Annotated in this window: 16 protein-coding genes; 5 read left to right on the forward strand and 11 right to left on the reverse strand. The window is 42.3% G+C overall.

Annotated elements, in window-relative coordinates; all coding sequences use genetic code 11:
• Positions 1-27: 27 nt before the first annotated feature.
• The 6 genes from cshA to ACIQ0H_RS11550 form a co-directional block, all read right to left on the reverse strand.
• A complete protein-coding gene (gene cshA / locus ACIQ0H_RS11525; protein WP_403414589.1) occupies positions 28-1,527 on the reverse strand; it encodes a degradosome RNA helicase CshA in 1,500 nt (499 codons plus the stop codon).
• Between the two features lie 521 nt (positions 1,528-2,048).
• Entirely contained in the window at positions 2,049-2,747 is a 699-nt protein-coding gene (locus ACIQ0H_RS11530) for an alpha/beta hydrolase (protein WP_403414592.1), read from the reverse strand.
• Entirely contained in the window at positions 2,744-4,117 is a 1,374-nt protein-coding gene (locus ACIQ0H_RS11535) for a UDP-N-acetylmuramoyl-tripeptide--D-alanyl-D-alanine ligase (RefSeq protein ID WP_403414595.1), read from the reverse strand. Before ACIQ0H_RS11535 ends, ACIQ0H_RS11530 begins: the two co-directional genes overlap by 4 nt.
• A gap of 12 nt (positions 4,118-4,129) precedes the next feature.
• Positions 4,130-5,194 carry a D-alanine--D-alanine ligase gene (locus ACIQ0H_RS11540; RefSeq protein ID WP_403414597.1) on the reverse strand — a complete coding sequence of 355 codons (1,065 nt, stop codon included), beginning with the start codon at positions 5,192-5,194 and terminating at the stop codon, positions 4,130-4,132.
• A gap of 116 nt (positions 5,195-5,310) precedes the next feature.
• Positions 5,311-5,625 (reverse strand): DMT family transporter, encoded by a 315-nt coding sequence (locus ACIQ0H_RS11545; RefSeq protein WP_403414600.1) that lies wholly within the window; start codon positions 5,623-5,625, stop codon positions 5,311-5,313.
• A complete protein-coding gene (locus tag ACIQ0H_RS11550; RefSeq protein WP_403414603.1) occupies positions 5,625-5,957 on the reverse strand; it encodes a DMT family transporter in 333 nt (110 codons plus the stop codon). The genes ACIQ0H_RS11545 and ACIQ0H_RS11550 overlap by 1 nt, the downstream gene beginning before the upstream one ends.
• Before the next feature lie 214 nt (positions 5,958-6,171).
• On the opposite strand from ACIQ0H_RS11550, the gene ACIQ0H_RS11555 reads away from it, so the two are divergent.
• The gene (locus ACIQ0H_RS11555) at positions 6,172-7,371 is read left to right on the forward strand and encodes an FtsW/RodA/SpoVE family cell cycle protein (protein WP_403414606.1); all 1,200 of its coding nucleotides are present in this window, start codon (positions 6,172-6,174) and stop codon (positions 7,369-7,371) included.
• Between the two features lie 37 nt (positions 7,372-7,408).
• On the opposite strand, the gene ACIQ0H_RS11560 is transcribed toward ACIQ0H_RS11555, so the two are convergent.
• Positions 7,409-7,546, reverse strand: a complete 138-nt coding sequence (locus ACIQ0H_RS11560) for an Lmo0850 family protein (RefSeq protein WP_403414609.1) — start codon at positions 7,544-7,546, stop codon at positions 7,409-7,411.
• Positions 7,547-7,881: 335 nt separating this feature from the next.
• Here ACIQ0H_RS11560 and ACIQ0H_RS11565 point away from each other — a divergent pair, with 335 nt between their 5' ends.
• Positions 7,882-9,057, forward strand: coding sequence for an MFS transporter (locus tag ACIQ0H_RS11565; RefSeq protein WP_403414611.1), 1,176 nt, complete (start codon positions 7,882-7,884; stop codon positions 9,055-9,057).
• A gap of 129 nt (positions 9,058-9,186) precedes the next feature.
• Here the strand turns inward: ACIQ0H_RS11565 and ACIQ0H_RS11570 are convergent, their stop codons facing one another.
• Both ACIQ0H_RS11570 and ACIQ0H_RS11575 read right to left on the reverse strand, forming a co-directional pair.
• Complete coding sequence (locus ACIQ0H_RS11570; protein WP_403414614.1) at positions 9,187-10,878, reverse strand: HD domain-containing phosphohydrolase; 1,692 nt, start codon at positions 10,876-10,878, stop codon at positions 9,187-9,189.
• Positions 10,879-11,056: 178 nt separating this feature from the next.
• The gene (locus tag ACIQ0H_RS11575; RefSeq protein ID WP_403414617.1) at positions 11,057-13,618 is read right to left on the reverse strand and encodes a winged helix-turn-helix domain-containing protein; all 2,562 of its coding nucleotides are present in this window, start codon (positions 13,616-13,618) and stop codon (positions 11,057-11,059) included.
• A gap of 359 nt (positions 13,619-13,977) precedes the next feature.
• On the opposite strand from ACIQ0H_RS11575, the gene ACIQ0H_RS11580 reads away from it, so the two are divergent.
• Positions 13,978-14,319 carry a DUF4279 domain-containing protein gene (locus tag ACIQ0H_RS11580; RefSeq protein WP_403414620.1) on the forward strand — a complete coding sequence of 114 codons (342 nt, stop codon included), beginning with the start codon at positions 13,978-13,980 and terminating at the stop codon, positions 14,317-14,319.
• Between the two features lie 236 nt (positions 14,320-14,555).
• Here the strand turns inward: ACIQ0H_RS11580 and ACIQ0H_RS11585 are convergent, their stop codons facing one another.
• The gene (locus ACIQ0H_RS11585) at positions 14,556-15,854 is read right to left on the reverse strand and encodes an MFS transporter (protein ID WP_403414622.1); all 1,299 of its coding nucleotides are present in this window, start codon (positions 15,852-15,854) and stop codon (positions 14,556-14,558) included.
• Positions 15,855-15,958: 104 nt separating this feature from the next.
• Between ACIQ0H_RS11585 and ACIQ0H_RS11590 the strand changes: the two genes are divergently transcribed.
• Positions 15,959-17,197 carry a helix-turn-helix domain-containing protein gene (locus ACIQ0H_RS11590; protein ID WP_403414625.1) on the forward strand — a complete coding sequence of 413 codons (1,239 nt, stop codon included), beginning with the start codon at positions 15,959-15,961 and terminating at the stop codon, positions 17,195-17,197.
• Positions 17,198-17,244: 47 nt separating this feature from the next.
• On the opposite strand, the gene ACIQ0H_RS11595 is transcribed toward ACIQ0H_RS11590, so the two are convergent.
• A complete protein-coding gene (locus ACIQ0H_RS11595; protein WP_403414628.1) occupies positions 17,245-18,636 on the reverse strand; it encodes an L-cystine transporter in 1,392 nt (463 codons plus the stop codon).
• A 163-nt stretch (positions 18,637-18,799) separates the two neighbouring features.
• Here ACIQ0H_RS11595 and cls point away from each other — a divergent pair, with 163 nt between their 5' ends.
• Entirely contained in the window at positions 18,800-20,251 is a 1,452-nt protein-coding gene (gene cls / locus ACIQ0H_RS11600) for a cardiolipin synthase (protein WP_403414631.1), read from the forward strand.
• Positions 20,252-20,328 lie beyond the last annotated feature (77 nt).

Genomic DNA, 20,328 nt, shown 5'->3' on the forward strand with positions numbered 1-20,328 from the left:
ACGCCCCGACTTTTACTATTGCGATGATTAACGTTCTGTTTTTACGCTACGTGAACGACCGCTATCTCTTCTTGCTCCGTCACGGCTTCCACCGCCACTACGACGAGATGCTCCACCACCGTAACCGCGACCACCGCCGTTACCTGATGAACGACCGCCACTACGGTTACCTTTATAACCGCCACCGCTACGTGAACCTCCACGTGCTGGTAATGGACGCTCTTCCGAAATCGATACCGGTGTATCATTCGGTTCGCGCGTTAATGAACGAATTGCTGCTGCAACAATGTCATTCGCATCGAATTTAGTAAGTAATTCAGCTGCTAGATGTGTGTAGTCACTCAATTCATTTTTCTCAACGATTTCCGATAACTGCTCAACCGCTAGACGTTGCTGACCAACAAGTGCTTCGTCAGAGGATGGAGGAGTTAATGGAGTCATACGCTTTTTAGTCGTTTCTTCAACGATGCGTAGGTAGCCCATTTCACGTGGTGTTACAAATGTAATTGCCATACCACTTTTCCCTGCACGGCCAGTACGACCAATACGGTGAACATAGCTTTCCGGATCCTGTGGAATATCGAAGTTGTAAACATGCGTTACACCTGAAATATCAAGTCCACGTGCTGCAACGTCAGTAGCAACTAGAATATCAACTTTACCTTCTTTAAACTGACGAAGGACTGACATACGTTTTGCTTGCGTTAAGTCACCGTGAATTCCTTCAGCGATGTAGCCGCGGATGCTTAGCGCATGTGAAAGTTCGTCAACACGGCGTTTTGTACGACCGAAGACAATCGCAAGTTCCGGTTGGTGAACATTCAAAAGACGTGAAAGGATATCAAATTTCTCGCGTTCTTGTGATTTCACGAAGAACTGCTCGATGTTTTCAACAGTCATTTCTTTTGACTTGATTTTAACGATTTCCGGGTTTTTCATGAACGTTTCCGCAATTTTACGGATTGGTCCAGGCATTGTAGCCGAGAATAGAAGTGTTTGGCGCTCAGCTGGTACGCTTGCAAGAATTGTGTTGATGTCTTCGATGAAGCCCATGTTCAACATTTCATCCGCTTCGTCAAGTACAAGTGTTTGTACGCCATCCAATTTCAATGTTTTACGTTTAATATGGTCGAGGATACGTCCTGGCGTTCCTACGATGATTTGTGGATTGTTGCGTAGAGCACGGATTTGACGCCCGATTTCTTGCCCACCGTAAACAGAAAGGATGCGTGCACGTTTGTCAGCACCAATTTTGTAAATCTCTTCTGAAACCTGAATAGCCAACTCACGTGTTGGTGCGATAACAAGCGCTTGTACCGCTGGGTTTCTTGTGTCGATTTTTTCAATAAGTGGAATACCGAATGCAGCTGTTTTCCCCGTACCTGTTTGCGCCTGACCAATAACGTCAAGACCTTCCATCCCAAAACGGACAGTACCTTCTTGGATTGGTGTTGCTTCTTCAAACCCCATTTTGCTAAGTGCACGTTGTGTTGATTCACTGATGTTTAATTCTGAAAAATTCGTCAAACTTCTCAATCTCCTTTGTTTTCTCATTTGACAATTGGTTACATTTGCAAATGAAGGCACGGCAAATTCGAGCCATTAAAGGGAACGTTTCCGATATTTTGCATTCTCTATAGTAGAGGTTATGGTTGAAAAGGAAAGCCCGGTCTTTGCCGAGCGGTTCGATCAACGGACTATCTGTCCGATTTAAATGAGCAAACCGTTTTATTCAAAAAAAAGTACTCTTCACTAATTGAAGAGTCCCGTGTAAATGTATCCAATGTTCCTCACAGTGTACCATGCGAAAACGTCCCCTGCAATCATTCCGCTTAAGTAGTAATAATCAGTTTATTAAAAGAAAAGCGTAGGCGGCTTTTTAAACCCGACAGGCAAAAGGCTGATTTTCGAAGCAGCGCCTTTGCTGCATAGCTAATACGGCTTTTGACCAGTGGGACTAACTTCCGTGGTCAAGACCTCTCGAAAAGCGGAAGGCACCGATTAGCTCTGACAAGTCTGAAGCGACTCGAAGAGCTGGTGCCTGTAGTTTAGACATCGTCTCCTTCCATGAACGCGAACACTTTACCGAACCAATTGTCACAGTCATCGCTGTAACAGATATGATGCTTCCCTAGGTCCGATATTATGATTTCCTTTTTTTCGGAACCGAGTTTTTTAAACAAATACTCAGCCGATGCAAATGGAACAATCCCATCTTTTTTCCCTTGAACGATACAAACCGGCGTTTTAATACGCCCGTAATAAGGCTCAACTGTTTTCACGATGCGAAGGAATTCAACAATCGCCCGCAACGGCGTATGAGTCAATTTATACTCGTACAAGTGATAAAATGTATTTGGAGGATACCTTTTCCTGACAGATTCAGCTAGCATGATGCCCAGGTCTTCCATTAAATTGCGTGGGCTGATATATTTTGCCGCTGCGCTTAACAGTACCAATTTGTCTATTTTATAGCGAAGTGACAAATACATGGCGATGAGACCACCCATAGAAAAGCCGACCACGATAATCCGGTCGACTTCCTTCTGTAGCTTTTTTAGTGCTAGCTCCGCTTTCATCAACCATGATTCAGCCGATACCTTCCCCAGTTCTAGCGTAACATCGTGGCCAGGAAGTATCGGAATGGCTATCTGCCAGTCCGTTTTAAGGTTCAAGTAATTCACAAATGGTCTAACCTCAAAAGAACCCCCAGTGAAACCATGGATGAACAATACACCCGTTTTCATTCCCCATTTAACCCTTCAAGGACATTTTCAAGCGCCATTCCACGGGAACCTTTTAGCAGGATAATGGAATCTCTCCCTGTATACTCACGTAACGTATCGATAATCGGTGCGTAATCCTTTTCCGACCAGACCAATTTTGTTTTAATGGTGCGATTAGTCAATTCATCGCGCAACCATTTCATGCGTGGTCCAAAAAGCAAAATGCCTTGTAGATCCATAGCTACAATCTCGTTGGCAAGTTGTTCATGGTACACCCGCTCTTCTTCGCCAAGTTCGAGCATATCAGCAAGAACAACCCACTTGTCTTTCCGTAAACCCGTCTCTTGAATGAATGCAAGTGCCGCACGCATTGATGTCGGAGCTGCATTATACGCATCATTAATAAACAGCGCACCATTTCCGACGACAACTGGTTGCATGCGCATATCTGTCAGTGAGGCAGCTAGAAGCGCCGTACGGATAGCGGTAGCCTCTACAGACACTTCATTGGCAAGTAGGATGGCAGCGAGTGCGTTTTTCACTTGATGCGCGCCGTAAACTGGAATTGTAAACTGTCCGTCCAGTAAACCTCCAACCATAAAACGACTGCCGTCATCACCCGATTCAATTTTTCTAAGTGACAATGCCGTTCCCGCATCGTACCCATACGAAATAGCCTCGATATCCGCTTGTTTCCCGACAAGTTCCCGTAACAATGGTTCATCGCCATCGTAGAACAGTTTGCCGCCTTGTTGAAGTCCATCAATGATTTCAAATTTCGCTTTGGCAATACCTGCGCGTGAACCGAGATCCTGCATATGCGCTTCCCCGATATTTGTAATGATCGCAAAATGCGGTTTGGCTAATTTCGATAAAAACGAAATTTCGCCGAATCCACTCATTCCCATCTCGAGGACAGCAATCTCTGTATCAGCATCAAGCGACAAAATCGTCAGCGGTAAACCCAGTTCATTATTGAAGTTACCTTCCGTTTTTCGTACGTTAAAATAAGGAGCCAGCACACTTGCAACAAGATCTTTGGTTGACGTTTTACCATTAGAGCCCGTAATCCCAATCACCTTACAGTGAAGCGTATCCCGATAAGCGCGTGCTATTTCCTGTAGCGCAATCTCGGGACTCTCGACAAAGATCAATGCTAAACCTGCTGGCGGGTTCGGCTCGTCTTTCATCCATAAAGATGCAACCGCCCCTTGTTCAAAGGCGCGTTGCACATAGTGATGTCCATTTACTTGTTCACCGCGGAAAGGGATGAACAAATCCCCCTCCTTCACAGTCCGCGAATCGATTGACACGCCTGTCACCATGACACCATCCATTTGTTGCCCCGCAGCCTGTATCCATCCTGCAAGTTCTGTCAATTTCCGTTTCACTTTCAACCACACTCAATCCATTGTATATTGTATGTTTTGCTTATTAGTATGACGTTCTACTGCCAGTTCAATTAGTTTGTCTATCAATTCCGGATAAGCCACTCCTGTTTGCTGCCAAAGTAATGGGAACATGCTTGTCGGGGTAAAGCCAGGCATCGTATTTACCTCATTGATAAGTACTTCGTCAGCTGATGTCACAAAGAAGTCCGCGCGCACCAGACCGGAACAATCGAGCACTTTATAAGCACGTAGTGCCATGTCCGCCATTGTCTTCGCGACTTCTTCTGGCACTTGCGCAGGTATGACCAGCGAAGTGTTGCCATCTTTATATTTTGCTTCATAATCATAAAATGCCGCTACGGGTTTTATCTCCCCCGGTACTGAGCATGCCGGCTCATCGTTGCCCATGACACCCATTTCAATTTCACGCGCGACGACGCCCTGCTCAACGATAATGCGTCTATCAAACTTTAACGCAAGATCTACGGCCTCAATCAGGCTAGCTCTATCCGTTGCTTGGCTAATGCCAACACTTGACCCCAGATTCGCCGGTTTGACAAACATCGGCCAGCCCAGTTCACGCTCCATTTTGTCTACCAATTGTTCGCGCTCTTTCGCCCAACCACTACGCAGGAAAAATACATAAGGTACTTGCTTCAAGCCAACTTGTGCAAATAGTTGCTTCATGACCACTTTGTCCATCCCAGCTGACGACGCTAACACGCCATTCCCTACGTACGGAATGTTCATCACTTCAAATAGACCTTGAACCGTGCCATCCTCACCATTCGTACCATGAAGAAGCGGGAAAATGATATCGGGTGCTCCCCCGTTCAAGAAATCTTGGATGCTATCAGGTTTACTTGTGCCATCTCCTGCAAGTCGAAGCTCCTCAATTGTAGCCACCGGTCCTTCAAGCGATTGACCTTTTCGCCATTCCCCTTCATAGGTAATATAAACCGGAATCACTTCGTACTTTCCAAAATCCACTGCTTGCGTCACCGCACGTGCAGTCGACAACGACACTTCATGTTCCGCTGACTTACCACCATATACAATCCCTAATTTTTTCTTCATATGTTGACCCTCACTATCTGTTAGTTTTCGATACCCTAGTTTACCATGAACAAACCTTTTTCATGAATAAGAAATGCGTAAAGCGCCAGGAGCTAAACAAAATTTCGGAAGTTCCATCAACCAAAAATCTTCAGCCCCGCAACCCCCGCGATAATGAAAGATAAAAACAGGAACTTCAATGCACTGCGTTTTTCCTGAAAGAAAAACATACCAATCAATACACTGCCTGCTGCACCGATTCCCGTCCAAACAGCATAGCCCGTTCCAACAGGCAATTCTTTCATTGCAAATGACAGGAGAAAAAAGCTGAGCGCACCCGTCAAAACAGTGAGCGCCGTATATTTTTTATTGCGAAAGCCTTCGGATAGTTTCATGGTGACGACAAATGCCACTTCGAACAAACCCGCGATGATTAGGATAAACCAAGACATTAGTCAGTCTCCTCCTTTCCATCTGCAAGTTTTAATCCAATAATTCCAACTAGCAGAAGCGCTAGGAAAAACAGCTTCCCTGCCCCCGCACCTTCTGCAAATAACAAAATACCGACAACAGCCGTTCCTGCCGCCCCGATACCTGTGAAAATAGCATATGCCGTGCCGATTGGAATAGTTTCCATCGCCTTCGCAAACAGGAAAAAGCTAACGACAATGAATATGATTGTCACTATGGAAGGCAGTAGAACAGTAAAGCCATGCGCTTCCTTTAATCCAATCGCCCAAATTATTTCAGTTACACCCGCAACTAGTAAATAAATCCATGCCACAGTAATAATTCCTTTCTTCTTACCTGTTATTTTCCCACAAGCTTAGCACGCTCGGTTGTGACCGGCAACTTCACAATCGGCAATGCGTCCAATAAGAGGATATGCATCTATCTGCTCGATGCGTTATACTAAAGGATGTTCGTACATTAGATAAAAAATGACTTAAAACTGATATGGACTAAATAAAAACTGCAGCTAGGGTGACTCTATGAAAATGACAAATAAACCGCAAGAACGTTTCGACTGGACACTGGCATTTATCCTATTAATATTTTGCTTGATAAGCTTATTTGCCATTGCTTCTGCTCAAACGACAGGCCAATACAAGTTCGAATCTGGCGAACTCATTAACTTCGTTCCATCACAAATTCAGTGGTATTTCGTTGGATGTATCATTATTGCCATCACGATGTTTTTGGAACCCGAACAATATAAAAAAGCCGCTTGGATTATTTATGGCGGTGGTATTTTACTATTAGCTACTTTATATTTTCTTCCTGATGGTATAAAACTTGTCGCACCAAGAAACGGTGCAAAAAGCTGGTTTCACATTCCTGGCATTGGAAGTATTCAGCCAGCAGAGTTCATGAAGACTTTCTTCATCATCGGGATGGCTCGCATGATTACGAGCCATCATGAAAAAAACGTGAAAAAAACGCTGAAAACGGACTTCTTTCTGCTAGGGAAAATAATAATGGTTCTATTGATCCCTTTATTTTTTGTCTTGAAACAACCCGATCTTGGAACAGCGCTTGTATTCATCGCCATTACAGCTGCACTGGTCATCGTTTCCGGGATCACTTGGCGTATCATCGTACCCATTTTCGCGGGAACTGCCACACTCGGTGTAACGTTGCTGTTGTTAGCGCTGTATGCGCAGCAATTCCTACAAGATACGTTTGGCTTCAAACCTTATCAAGCAGCGAGAATTTACTCTTGGCTTGATCCGTACAAGTATTCGTCCGATGAAGGAATGCATCTCATCACATCACTCAACGCAATTGGCTCAGGCGAAATTTTAGGAAAAGGATATAAAGGTCGCGAAGTATATGTGGCCGAAAGCCATACCGACTTCATTTTCACATCGATTGGGGAAGATTGGGGATTCATCGGTGCGAGCTTAGTCATTTGTATGTACTTCTTTCTCATTTATCACTTAACAAAAATCACGCTTGAATTGAAAGACCCGTTCAGTACGTATATATGCGCCGGCATCATCGCCATGATTACATTTCACGTCTTTGAAAACATCGGTATGACGATTCAGTTGTTGCCGATTACAGGGATTCCGTTACCGTTTATTAGTTACGGCGGAAGCTCGCTAATGGGCAATATGTTAGCGATTGGCCTTGTTTTTAGTATGAAGTTTCATCACCGAACATATATGTTTAGTTCTGATGAGCATAACGATTAAAAAAACTCCGACACGAAAGCTCTGTCGGAGTTTTTTATTATGATTGAATTTGCGGGTCTTGTGCAGGTGGCGCTAGGGCTTTCAGCATTTCCAGACGGGATTTCGTCAACGTTGCCGAAACGCCCAACTTCGCCAAGTTGGAGATGATCGTTTTCAAATCAACTTCTTTAGCCATCTTTTCCACCTCGACCTTTCTATTAATTAAGACGCATACAGACGTGCAAAGTTTCTTATTTTTCATGAAAGCTGTTCTATGATTTTACCACTCCAATCATACCACTCCTGTCCAGTTTTAAATCTTTCAATTCTGTTACAAATTATGCCCTTTTGTAAATTTTTCATACACTGGCGGTTAGTTTTGCAGCGGACGATTTGTTGGATACTCCGCTGTCGATTATCACATTCAATCAAAATCCGCTCCAGATCGTCGATAACACACACATAACCTTTGTGCGTTGTGGGAATGACGGGTAAAATGAAAGTAGTGATCTTAGAGAAAGTGGGTTTACGATGAAAAAAGCTATACTTCTACTAATGTCCGTACAATTTTTTGTTTATCTTGGATTCGGCATCATTATTCCAATTCTTCCCGAAGTCATTGTGCAACAAGGATTTTCCGAAGTCCATGTCGGCGGACTCCTAACCGTCTATGCGCTCGCTTCCTTCTTCACCGCACCACTCTGGGGGTCATTGTCAGATCGTACAGGAAGGAAAAAACTCATTTTGACGGGGCTTATCGGCTTCAGTCTTAGCTTCTTCCTATTTGCCATATTCATTGAAAATTTACCCCTTCTGTACGTCTCACGTGTAGTCGGAGGGGTGTTCTCAGGGGCGCTATATACGGCGGTTACCGGATTCGTTGCAGATATGACAGATGAGGAAAACCGCAATAAGTATATGGGGTTACTTGGTATGTCTATTGGACTCGGCTTTATTTTCGGTCCTGCAATCGGCGGTGTACTCGGTCATTCAAGCCTCCAACTCCCGTTCATCGCTTCCGGCTCATTGACTTTACTGTTAATGATCTACGCGGGAATCATTTTGAAAGAGCCTGAACGACGAGGCCAAGCCAACAAACGTGCATTGCTCCCCAAGGGCGGGGCGACACTATGGCAATACCGAATCCGCTATCTGTTTTTGTTCTCCTTCATGGTGACATTCCTTTTAGCTGGACTTGAGGCGACATTTCAACTGTTCCAAATTGACAGGATTGAAATTACACCACTTCAACTGGGTTACTTATTCATAGCAAGTGGTTTTGTCGATGCAGCCATTCAGGGCGGCGTCGTTCGTCGAGTGAAAAACGGGACGGAAACGAAATGGATCATTGGAGCACAATTCGTGGCTGCCCTAGGGCTTTTGCTCATCCCATTCACCTCTAGTCTCATTTGGGCAGGATTCGCACTTAGCGTTTTCACAGGCGGAAACGCTTTAGCGCGTACGGTCCTTGTTTCATTAACAACAAAAGAGTCTGGCGGAAAATACGGAACAGCCGCCGGGATGACATATTCCATGGACAATATGGGGCGCATCATCGGTCCACTTTTATTTACGTGGATATTCACACAGGAAGCTGGCAATATGTATATCATTTCCTCAGTTCTTGCTATCCTGTCAATTGGGCTAATTGTCGCATTTAAGAAATCGACCAAAACCCTTCGCGACTTGAATGTATCCGCGGAATAAAAAAGGCAACCTTTTGGCGTATGTCATAAGGTTGCCTTTTTATAATAACTTTGCTTCTCGTTTTCGCCATTCAATAGCACGGAAAAAAATGTACGTTTGATTTACAACCGACACATCACCACGCATGTTTTATAAAACGCCATCCGCAGCCATACTAAATAGTTGCTCATAAATATTGACGGAATGCTTTGAAGTATCGGCGACAGATTCCATTAGTGCCGTAATATCTTTTTGCTCGAGGTTCCTAATTTTCATCGAAGGGAAAAAATATGCATCGTCTGATCGCCCAGTATTTGTTGTTTGAACGATGCAAACGCTTTCAACAGTTCGGTTTTTTACAAGTTCCCGAATCTTTTTTGCGGTAAGCTTCTGATCCACCACGACCGGGAATATTCGTTCTATGTGTAACAACCCCATAACTATTTTTAATTCGAGAGATTGCTGGGGTGCCTCTTGCAGTACAAACAAGGTAGTTGAGCGGTAATGCGTATCTTTTATTAAATGGTCTTCGATATCCTGTAGCAGCTGCATTAACGTTGCATTGCATTTATGATATAGGGCATGATCAATTTTGTTCTCCTCATACAAAAGATCAAAAATCCGATAAAGCGGGACAAAAACCTGAAAGTATATCTCCTCTAATTGCATTCCATCGGTGAGCTTCGTATAATCCTTCATCATCTGTTGTTCGTTTCCAACAATAAGGTTGTGCGTAAACCCTTTAAAAATCTCCTTAAATGTTTTTGTTTGGTAATTAATCATTTTGAAAATCGTCAGCTTAAAATCATTCGGAAGGTCAAAGCCCTTTGCACTATGAAGCCTTTTCACTTTGGGTAGCATCGGCACGCCCCCGTTTACCTGCTCGATAACCGCAAAGCTATTATCTGATAAAAGCACCGTTGAATTAAGCGGATAGATGTTAATGAACTCTACGAACTCACTTAACAACTCTGGATCAAACTTATGTCTTTCTCGATACAGAATTTCCAATGCCTCTGAAGCATGGATTGCTTTCTTATACGGACGACTTAACGTCAACGCAGAATAAACATCCACAAGGTGAAGGATCTTTAATGGAATTGACATGTCCTCACCCGTCAATTGTTCCGGATAGCCAGAACCATCCATTCGTTCATGATGCGATTTAGCAAACTCCGCAATATGTTGCTGTCCCAATGAATTCAAGATGTTATACCCTGCAGTCGCATGCGTTTTCATCGTTTTAAATTCATCATGACTCAGTTTCCGCTCACTTTTTAACAATTTACTCGGAACGTATAACTTACCGATATCGTGAAATAGATAGCCTAAAGCAACGGATTCTAGATCTGTTACACCTCTCGATTTCGCAAAAAGTGCTCCTAACACAAAGACATCAAAGGAATGAATGAAGGAATAATGATCAACTTCTTTTAATCGATACAATTTATCAATAAAGTTATTTTCATTATGCATTTTTATAAACAAATTCATAATGAAGTCAAATTCATCTTTATTGTGTGCAATATGCCCATACCGTTGCTCACTTCTGACATGCTCAAATGCATCCCAAAACACTTTTTTGTATTGCTCATCAATCTGTCGACTTACTTCTTTGGGCGGAATAAATGATATCGCCTCATCAAGAATGACATCCTCTTGCTCCATCTGCATGTCCTTTATAGGTATCTCTCGAATCCTTCTTCGGCGTAACTGAGCTAGCATCCGATCAGTCAAAATCGTATCTTTCGCGATAACCAAGTGATCATTCATATAAATATCCAATGCTAAAATTTCGTTTACTGATACTTCGTTTATATGTTTAGTGATAAAGTTATCCATCTTTCCCACTACTCCTCTCTTCACATATATCAAGACTAATTGTTCAGTATAAACAAAAAAACGCTAGTACCTTTATCATAAAGGACTGCGGTCTAAACTACTATTGACAAATGTTAATGGTTTGTCTAAATAATTTGATTATTGTTTCAGTAGGGAGCATTTATTCCTAAACATCCTCTTACCTTTCCCCTTCTTTTACTAGCAAAACTGCTTGAGTTCGTGAATTCACACCCAACTTGCCATAAATGTTTGATAAATAGACACGTACTGTTCCCTCTGACAGAAATAGTCTACTGGCAATTTCCCGATTTGTAGCTCCACCTGCAAGTAGTTGAAGTACTTCTTGTTCGCGTGGCGTAAGTGCATCCATTGCCCCACCTAACTGCAGTCCATCCTTGTTATCTTCTAGCAATTGTTCCGCATAAGAATAAGGCACAGAATCCCAATGGGCGGTTATACCACTTTGTCGTTTATTCATATACTTTCTAAGTAATGAAGCTATGTCTGCTTCATCAAGAAAAGTCCTCACATAACCATAAGGCTTGCCTTGTTCCAAAGCCTCATGTAATGCCTCCAACGCTGCATCTTCATTCATTAAAACAGCTTGGCAAATTGCCTCTAGTACTGATGCTTCCACATTTGTCGAAACTTGTCCCTCTTGCATTGCCCTTGTCTTGGCTTGAATAATGAATTTCAATGCCTCTCCTGGTTGCTTTTTGGCGAGCAATAGACGTACATGCGTCAAAGTGCAAAACGGTTGTCTCGATTCCACTTTGCAACCGTGGTGCATGGTTATTTTACTAAACTCACGTTCTGCATGAAAAATATTATTCTCCTGTAAATACACTTGAACTTTCATCGCATACAAGGCGTTTAACCAGTGATGTTCCTTCACACGCTCCATCGCATAATCCAACAAGGCATGCGCTGCGACAAATTGCTTTCTCACCATGTATATTCGACTTTTCAATAGATACATCGGAACCAACAGACCTGGATCCTTAAAACGGTGGCCATAACGAAGGGCTTCTTCAAGTTCCGGTAATGCTTCTTTTACGCGGTTTCTTTCGTATAACATCTCCGCTCGTATTCCATAGCTGTATCCGGTCATATTCAGGTCCTTAAATACAGTTTGGCGAAATAGTTCAAAAAAGGCCATAACTTCTTCATCCTGCCATAGCTTTCCCCTTCCCCCTATGCTTGTACGAAGAAGGGTAGGCTCTACTTGATTATGCTGAATAGAAATCGAGTTCCATTTGGAGTTCTTAGGTCTATTTTCTAATCTTTTTCGCATTAACTTGCCTGCCTGTTCGATATCACCATTCCTTAAAATAAGAATATATGCTTTCACACCAAGAAAATCGCCTGCAGCACGTCTATATTCGGCATTATCCATCCATTGATTGATTTCATGCTGACTTTCCAAGTTCGCAATGAGTCGATACGATTCTTCTAATTTGTTGTCTAAGGCCAACGTATATGCATACATAACCATCGTCTCAGGATGGACAGCATAGTTGTTTCTTAGGAATGTTTGTACCCAACGAATGAATGTTGAAGCCTGTCCCGCCGCAAGTATATCGACGATAAAAGTATTTATCCACTCTTCCGCAAGTTCATACGACTGTCCGTTCATAGCAAGTTCAATCGCAGAAATGAAATCGCTATTTTCACGATAAATCGTGGCCGCTTTTTGATACATTGAACAAATAACATCCTTGGCATACCTGTTTTTCAATTCTCCTTGTAATGACTCAGCAAATAGGTGGTGATAACGAAAAGTAGGTTCTTTCGTATGTAATCGGACAATAAAAAGACCAAGCCTTTCAAGTTCAAGCAATATATCTAAACTATCGGATCGATTTGTAAGGCTATCGCAAATTGAAGGATCTAGCCGATCCAAAATTGCCGTGCATATAAGGAAATCTTGAGTGGCTGAAGGAAGCGTTGCAAGAATTTCTTTCAGAAGAAATTCTGTTACAAATGAATCGCCACCATCAAACTGTTGTAAACTCCACCCACTATACTCGGAAGTAGATAGCGATAGGCCCGCTAATTGAATTCCAGCTGGCCAGCCCTCTGTGATCTCCCATACATGTTGAAGCGCATGCGCATCGTCCATGACCAAACTTTGTTTTTCGTAGAATTGCTTTACTTCGCCATATGTAAAACATAGCTGTTGCATTCCGATTTCCACTAGCCAAGACCTTACACGCCATTTCGCAAGAGGTAGTGGCAATTCAGTTCGACTTGCAATGTACACGTTACAATTACTCGGCAAATAGTCAATGATTCGAGTCATTACATTGTGAATACTGCTATTTTCTATTAAATGATAGTCATCAATGACGATGTGTACTTTACTTGCCATTGAACCAAGTTCATTCAAAAAGGAGTCTACTAACAGTTCAATTGGCAGTTGTGACCGGTCTTTAAAATGGGATAACAAGTGTAAGTCCATTTCGTTATGATGTGCATGGGCCACAGTTCGAATTAGATATTTCAAAAAACGGACGGGGTCATTATCTGTTGCATCAATCGACAGCCATGCAACTGGTCCGTCAAAGTAACGTCCCCACTGACTGAGCATCGTCGTCTTTCCGTAACCTGCCGGTGCACGGATAATTGAAATTCTCGCCAAGTTTTTTTGCCCTAGAAGTTCATTTAGCCTTCTTCTTTCAATTGTCTTCTCCGAAACAATAGGTACAGTTATTTTCGACTCAAGCCAAATCGGCTGCATCGCTTTCCCCTCCTCCAACGTTTTCATTTACCGTTCTTATATACTATCATATAAAATCGACTATTCAATCTATTATTAAGCCTTTCGTTCTATAATTAAAAACCCCTTCTCCATTAACGGGAAATGAATTTCATTTTATCCCAATTTACATTTAGGCCTTTTAACCTTCTTCCTTAAAAAGAAATATGTATTTTCCCCCGCCACTCCCACTTTCCTTGCCATTGGGTTGTTCTTCGCCTTTAGGATATCAGCTAAATCTTTGAGAGACGTAAAAAAATCCTTTTGACCCAATGCCAGAAGGTTTTTTATGCACTATGGTATTATTAGAATAATTTATTGGCAAAGAAGAGAGGAACTGTATGAAAAAAAAAAAAAAAAAAAAAAAAAAAAAAACAACAAAAGTTATGGTGTATTTCAACATTAAAGGCGATGATTTCCCGTTGGAAACCGTCACAGAATTGCTCGACATCACACCAACTAAAACAATGAAAAAAGGAGAACGCAGGACTAGTAATCACCCTGAACATCCTCCTTATTTTTTTACATCTTGGTCATATGGCACCGATTATGAAGAAACCCTTGATATCGATGATCAGCTACTGCCAGTCCTGGAAGCGTTCAAGGATAAAATCGATGTCATCAATCATATCCAAAACACCTATGACACCCAGTTTAGTATTGTCATTGTCCCTGAAATATAGGATGGCCGTACGCCTGGATTTGCGTTCGAAAAAGACACAATCGAATTCGCTTACCGTACCAACGCCATCATTGATATCGATTTGTATGCAATGCCCTATGTGGATGTTGCCCCTGAGGTAGAGTATGGATTCGAGTGAAGTAGCAAAGTTTTGCTAGTTTTCACCACCAAGAATTGAGGAAGTAATCATTTGGATTACCTTCTCAACTTGTTCCCCACTACCACACTCCAATCCTTTTATTCCGAAACCGTTTCTACCTTCACTGATTTCGATGCCGCAAGTTCTGGATGTGCTTTTCGCACAACAGACGGCCTTGCCAAGACTAGCACGACACCTATCAATAACAAACTTGTAACGATAAGAATCCATTGAGCTGGGAAGATATCATACAAAAGTCCAAAAATGACAACCCCTAAAGGCATTAATGCCATCGCCATCGTCTCAATAATTGAAAACACGCGTCCCTTATAATCGTCGTCAATCATTTTTTGCATCATGACTTGTAGCGGTGTATTGACAACTATTAGCGTTGCCCCAAAACCAAACATAACGACAGCATAGTAGGCAATCATGACGCCATACTGCATCGGTTGTATGAGCGGCAATCCAATACTGCCTATCAAAATACCAAATATGAGAATACCCCGTTTCGAAACGAGCAATGGGTACTTCACTTCTTTTCGCACGGATAAATAGATGGATAACACTAACATTCCTACTGCGAACGCACCTTGTGTTAATCCAAAATGTGTCGAATCTATATTTAATTTCTCGATAAGAATAAAGGAATATCCGACCTCAAACGAACCGAACAGGAAATTGATAAACAGAGAGATCCAAATGATTGTCATGAGCACCGGCTGTAGTTTGAGATAGGAAAACCCGGCCTTCATGCTCTGCCACATCGATTCCTTCGGTTCTCCCTCAACCACTTCTTTGCGTTTTGCGAATAACTTGAAATTCATCGTCGATTCAAGGATCACCGCAATAATGGAAGCGATCAGGTACATGATGAGAAATACTGGCATTGGAACACTGCCATATAGTAGACCAGCAAGTGCAGGACTACCAATTGCTGCGAATGAGATGGACATCTGGTTCATCGACATCGCTTTTTGAATCCGCGCTTCATCGACAAGTCCCGTAATAGAGGAACTAAATGCGATTCCCGAAAATGTCGAAGCTATGGATAGGATCACTGTCGTTGTATAGATTGCCACAAGAGATAGCCCGGAAGTCAAACTGACGGTGAGAAGCCCCGCTATTGCGAAAGATGAGGCTATCTGCGCCGTAATAACAATCACCTTACGTGAATATTTATCCACAACATAACCAGCAAATGGTGCGATAAGTGTCCGGGGCAATAAGTTACAAATGAGATTCATCGCAAAGCTAGTTGCAGATCCCGTCACTTGTAAAATATAAAAGCTGATGGCAAACGCATAGACTTGTGCGCCAAATGATGAAATAAGTTTACTCGTCATGAATGTCCATAAATGATACGTCGCTTTTTTTAGTTTCAAAACCTCTTCCACAAAACCACTCCATTCTAAATGTTCAATCTAATTAAACAAATAATATCACGCTATCTCTTTCAATACAAGAGAAAGTTTAATATAATTAAACTATATTCAAGTTTATGGAGGTATGCCACATCGAAACGTTAGGCGAGAGAATACGCAAATTGAGAAAACAACAGAAACTAACATTGGAAGCGTTAGCTGGAGATGAGCTGACGAAAGGCATGCTGAGCCTCATCGAAAACAACAAGGCGAATCCTTCGATGGATAGCCTATCTTATATAGCGAACAGACTTGGTGTTGAGGTTTCCGTGCTTTTGGAAGAAGTGAGTACGCAGGAATTGAGGGATGTGTTGGAGAAAGCAGAGAGGCTCTATCATACCGAGTTCGATGATTTAACGGATGAATACGAGCAGCTGATTACGCTAGTTAACCCATATGTCGAAAAACTAACACAAGGGTATGAATCGGCAAGGCTACTGGAAATGTATAGTCGCTGTCTTCACCAAGAAAAAAAAGATGGCTGGCAGTATTATTCTGATAAAGCAGCAGCGATATATGAGCAACTGAACATTATTCCGAGACGCGCAAGTATTGGGATATTTCGTGCCTTAACGAAATTTACAACACACGATTATGCAAAGTCACTTGAAATCCTACTCTTAGAACGCTCCGAAATTGAAGCGAACAATGCCTACATTGAGCCGATGACGCGACTCGACTTTGACTACATGGAGGCAATTCTTCACTACGCAGTAGGTGATTCCGAATCCGCCCTCCAGGTCATGAAAAGCGGTATCAAGTTCTCGAAGGAGAAACAAGTCTTTTATCGTATAGATCACTTGTATAGGCTAGCTGCCGCGCATGCGATGATGAAGCAAGATGATGACAACTATGCCTACTATATAAAAAAACTAACGCAGTATGGAGACTTTGCAGATGACAAAAATGCGCTCTTCTTCGCAAGGTTTGCAGAAATCCATTATTTGAATTCATACAAAAAGTCATTTAAAGAAGCGAACCTGCTACTGAATGTGATTTTAAATAAAGGTGATTACTCAAAAGAATACGGCCCATTTCTCAATCTAGAGCAAGGGAAATCCCTCTTCGGATTAAGTGAATTTGAGCCAGCACTTGATTTTCTTAAAAGGGTTACCATCTCCGATTACATTCATCACCCATTCGACTTATCTATATTTTACGAAAAGGAGGCATACGAAGCACTTTGTCATCAGGAACTCGGTAATCACACAGAGGCAAGACGCCTCATTCAAATCGCCGTTGACAATATTTCACGCATGCCACATTCACCTTACAAAGACTTCATCATGAAAACATACAGTTTACTTACAAAGTAAAAAATCCCGCAGAAGACAATGCTGTCTTCTGCGGGATTTTTAATGAATTATGCTTCAACTGTTTGTTTTGCAAGTGGTGCGTTGTAGACGTCTGTATCTAGTTCTCCTGTTACACGAGCTGTCGTTACGCCAGCTGTCATCGAGCCGCTGACATTTACAGCAGTACGCCCCATGTCGATCAATGGTTCAACAGAAATCAATAGACCCGCTAGTACGACGGGAAGATTCATAGCCGAAAGAACAAGAATCGCGGCAAAAGTTGCTCCCCCACCTACACCAGCTACACCGAATGAGCTAATCGCTACGATAGCTACCAATGTTAGAAGGAAAGTCGGTTCTAACGGATTTTGTCCTACAGATGGTGCAATCATGACCGCAAGCATCGCCGGGTAAATCCCCGCACAACCATTTTGCCCAATCGATAATCCAAATGATCCGGCAAAGTTGGCAATTCCGTCAGGTACACCCATACGTTTCGTCTGTGCATCAATCGTTAACGGCAGTGTTCCTGCACTCGAACGTGATGTGAAGGCGAATATTAAAGCTTCTCCTGCTTTTTTCACGTACGTGATTGGGTTTAATCCTGATAATGTAATAATGATTAAGTGAATACCGAACACCACTAATAGCGCTGCGTAGGAAGCGAGTACAAACTTCCCAAGACTGTATATGGCCGCAAAGTCCGAAGTCGCGACAGTGCGCGCGATAATCGCTAAAATTCCGTACGGTGTCAGACGTAGAACGATTCTTACAACACCCATAATTAATGCGTAGATTGCGTCAATTCCTTTTTTCACCGTAGCGGCGTTTTCCGTTTCTTTTCTTGAAATTGCCAAATAGGCGAAACCAAGAAATGCCGCAAAGATAACGACCCCGATGGTTGAAGTCGGGCGTGCCCCGGTGAAATCAAGGAATGGATTTCCAGGTAATAACTCAATTAACTGATCGGGTAACGCCTTTTCAGCCACACTCGCAGAACGTTCTTCTATCGAAGCTCCACGCGCTGCTTCTGCTTCCCCTTGCACAATTTCAGTGGCATCCAGTCCAAAGAGAAGAGAAGCTGAAATCCCGACAATGGCAGCAATCGCTGTAGTACCGACTAACATCCCCAATATCAAACCTGCCATTTTTCCGAAGTTCTTACCGATAGTTATTTTTGTAAATGCCGCAAGGATTGAAATGAAAACAAGTGGCATAACAATCATTTGAAGCAATTTAACATAACCGCTTCCGATTAAATTAAACCATGGCATCGATTCTTGTAGTACCGCCGAATCTGTTCCGTACGCAAAATGCAAAATTAGTCCGTATACAATCCCAAGTCCAAGTCCCGTAAAGACTCGTTTGGAAAACGAAACCTTTTTGCGGTTCATCCCATATAATAGACCGACAAGCAATAGCAGTCCTGCAATATTCAATAGAAGAAACAATGTATCCATGTTCTCATCCCCCTCAATTCTTAATTTTAGTATAGAACATACTTTAAACCACTAATACCTATCAGTCAAGTAGGTTTATAATGAATAGGCATGCTATAAGATTCCTTTCCCTTCGTTATCCGTTATACTAATAAGATATGCATCATTGGTAAAGGAGGCGCTTATGACTCACTTATTTAGTTTTTCGGTAACAGCCACACTGATTCTGAACATATTTCTCGCAATCGCGCTGATTTTTCTGGAACGTAGGGATCCAACTTCTACATGGGCATGGCTCCTTGTGTTATTTTTTATTCCATTGTTTGGTTTCATCATTTATCTTTTACTTGGAAGACAGCTTCGCGAGAAGCATCTTTTCCGCTGGGAAGGTCGTAGTAAAATCGGTATTGAACAACTGATTGACTACCAAATTGAGGCAATTGAGAATAACACGCTTGATTTCAGGTTAGATGACACCGCTCACTATCAAGATATGATCTATCTTCACTTGCGAAACAATCATGCCGTCTTGACACAAGATAATGATGTCCAGGTTTTCAACGATGGCGAAGCTAAGTTTGAGGCACTTATCCATGACCTTGAAAACGCTAAAGATCATATTCATTTTCAATATTATATTTTGCGACTTGATCACTTAGGCAAAAGGATATTGGACGTTTTAATTCACAAAGCCAAGCAAGGTGTAAAGGTGCGTGTATTATTCGATGATATCGGTTCGCGCGGACTTCGTAAAAGACATTTACGTGAATTGACGGATAACGGAGGAGAAGTCGAAGCCTTCTTCCCAGCCATCATGCCTCTCATCAACCCGCGCCTAAATTACAGGAACCACAGAAAAATAGTGGTCATTGATGGACGAATTGGCTATGTCGGTGGATTCAATGTCGGAGACGAATACCTCGGTCTGAACAATAAATTCGGTTATTGGCGTGATACACATCTCCGAATCGAAGGAAGCGCCTTGCATCCACTGCAGACTCGTTTCATTTTAGACTGGAACCAAGCATCGGAAAAACACGATATCGAATATGCGGAACGTTATTTTCCAGCTATCCCGCAGAAAGGTTCTGTCGGTATGCAAATCGTTTCAAGTGGACCCGACTCGGAGTGGGAACAAATAAAAGACGGTTATTTAAAAATGATTTTCATTGCGAAAAAGTATATTTATATCCAAACGCCTTATTTCATCCCTGATATAAGTTTCCTTGATGCATTACGAATTGCCTGCCTGTCAGGAGTTGATGTTCGAATCATGATTCCTAACAAGCCTGATCATATGTTTGTCTACTGGGCCACTTATTCCAATATCGGAAAGCTCTTAAAGGCCGGTGCTAAAGTCTACATTTATGAAAACGGCTTCCTGCATACCAAGCAAATTGTCGTTGATGACGAACTTTCGACGGTCGGAACTGCCAATATCGATGTACGCAGTTTCAAATTGAATTTTGAAGTAAATGCTTTTATTTATGATCGAGAAAAGTCACATGAACTAGCCGAGCTTTTCGAACAGGATATGCAATTATCCACGGAATTGACCTACGAAGCCTATTTACAACGTACGCGATACATTAAAATAAAAGAATCCATTTCACGCTTGCTATCCCCTATTTTATAATTTACTGGTGTACAGCCAAAAAGGGACGCTCCCATTTTTAGTGGGGCGTCCCTTTTTGATTGCTGAAATATGTGGTA

It is taken from the genome of Sporosarcina sp. NPDC096371, from assembly GCF_044762865.1.
GTDB lineage: Bacteria > Bacillota > Bacilli > Bacillales_A > Planococcaceae > Sporosarcina.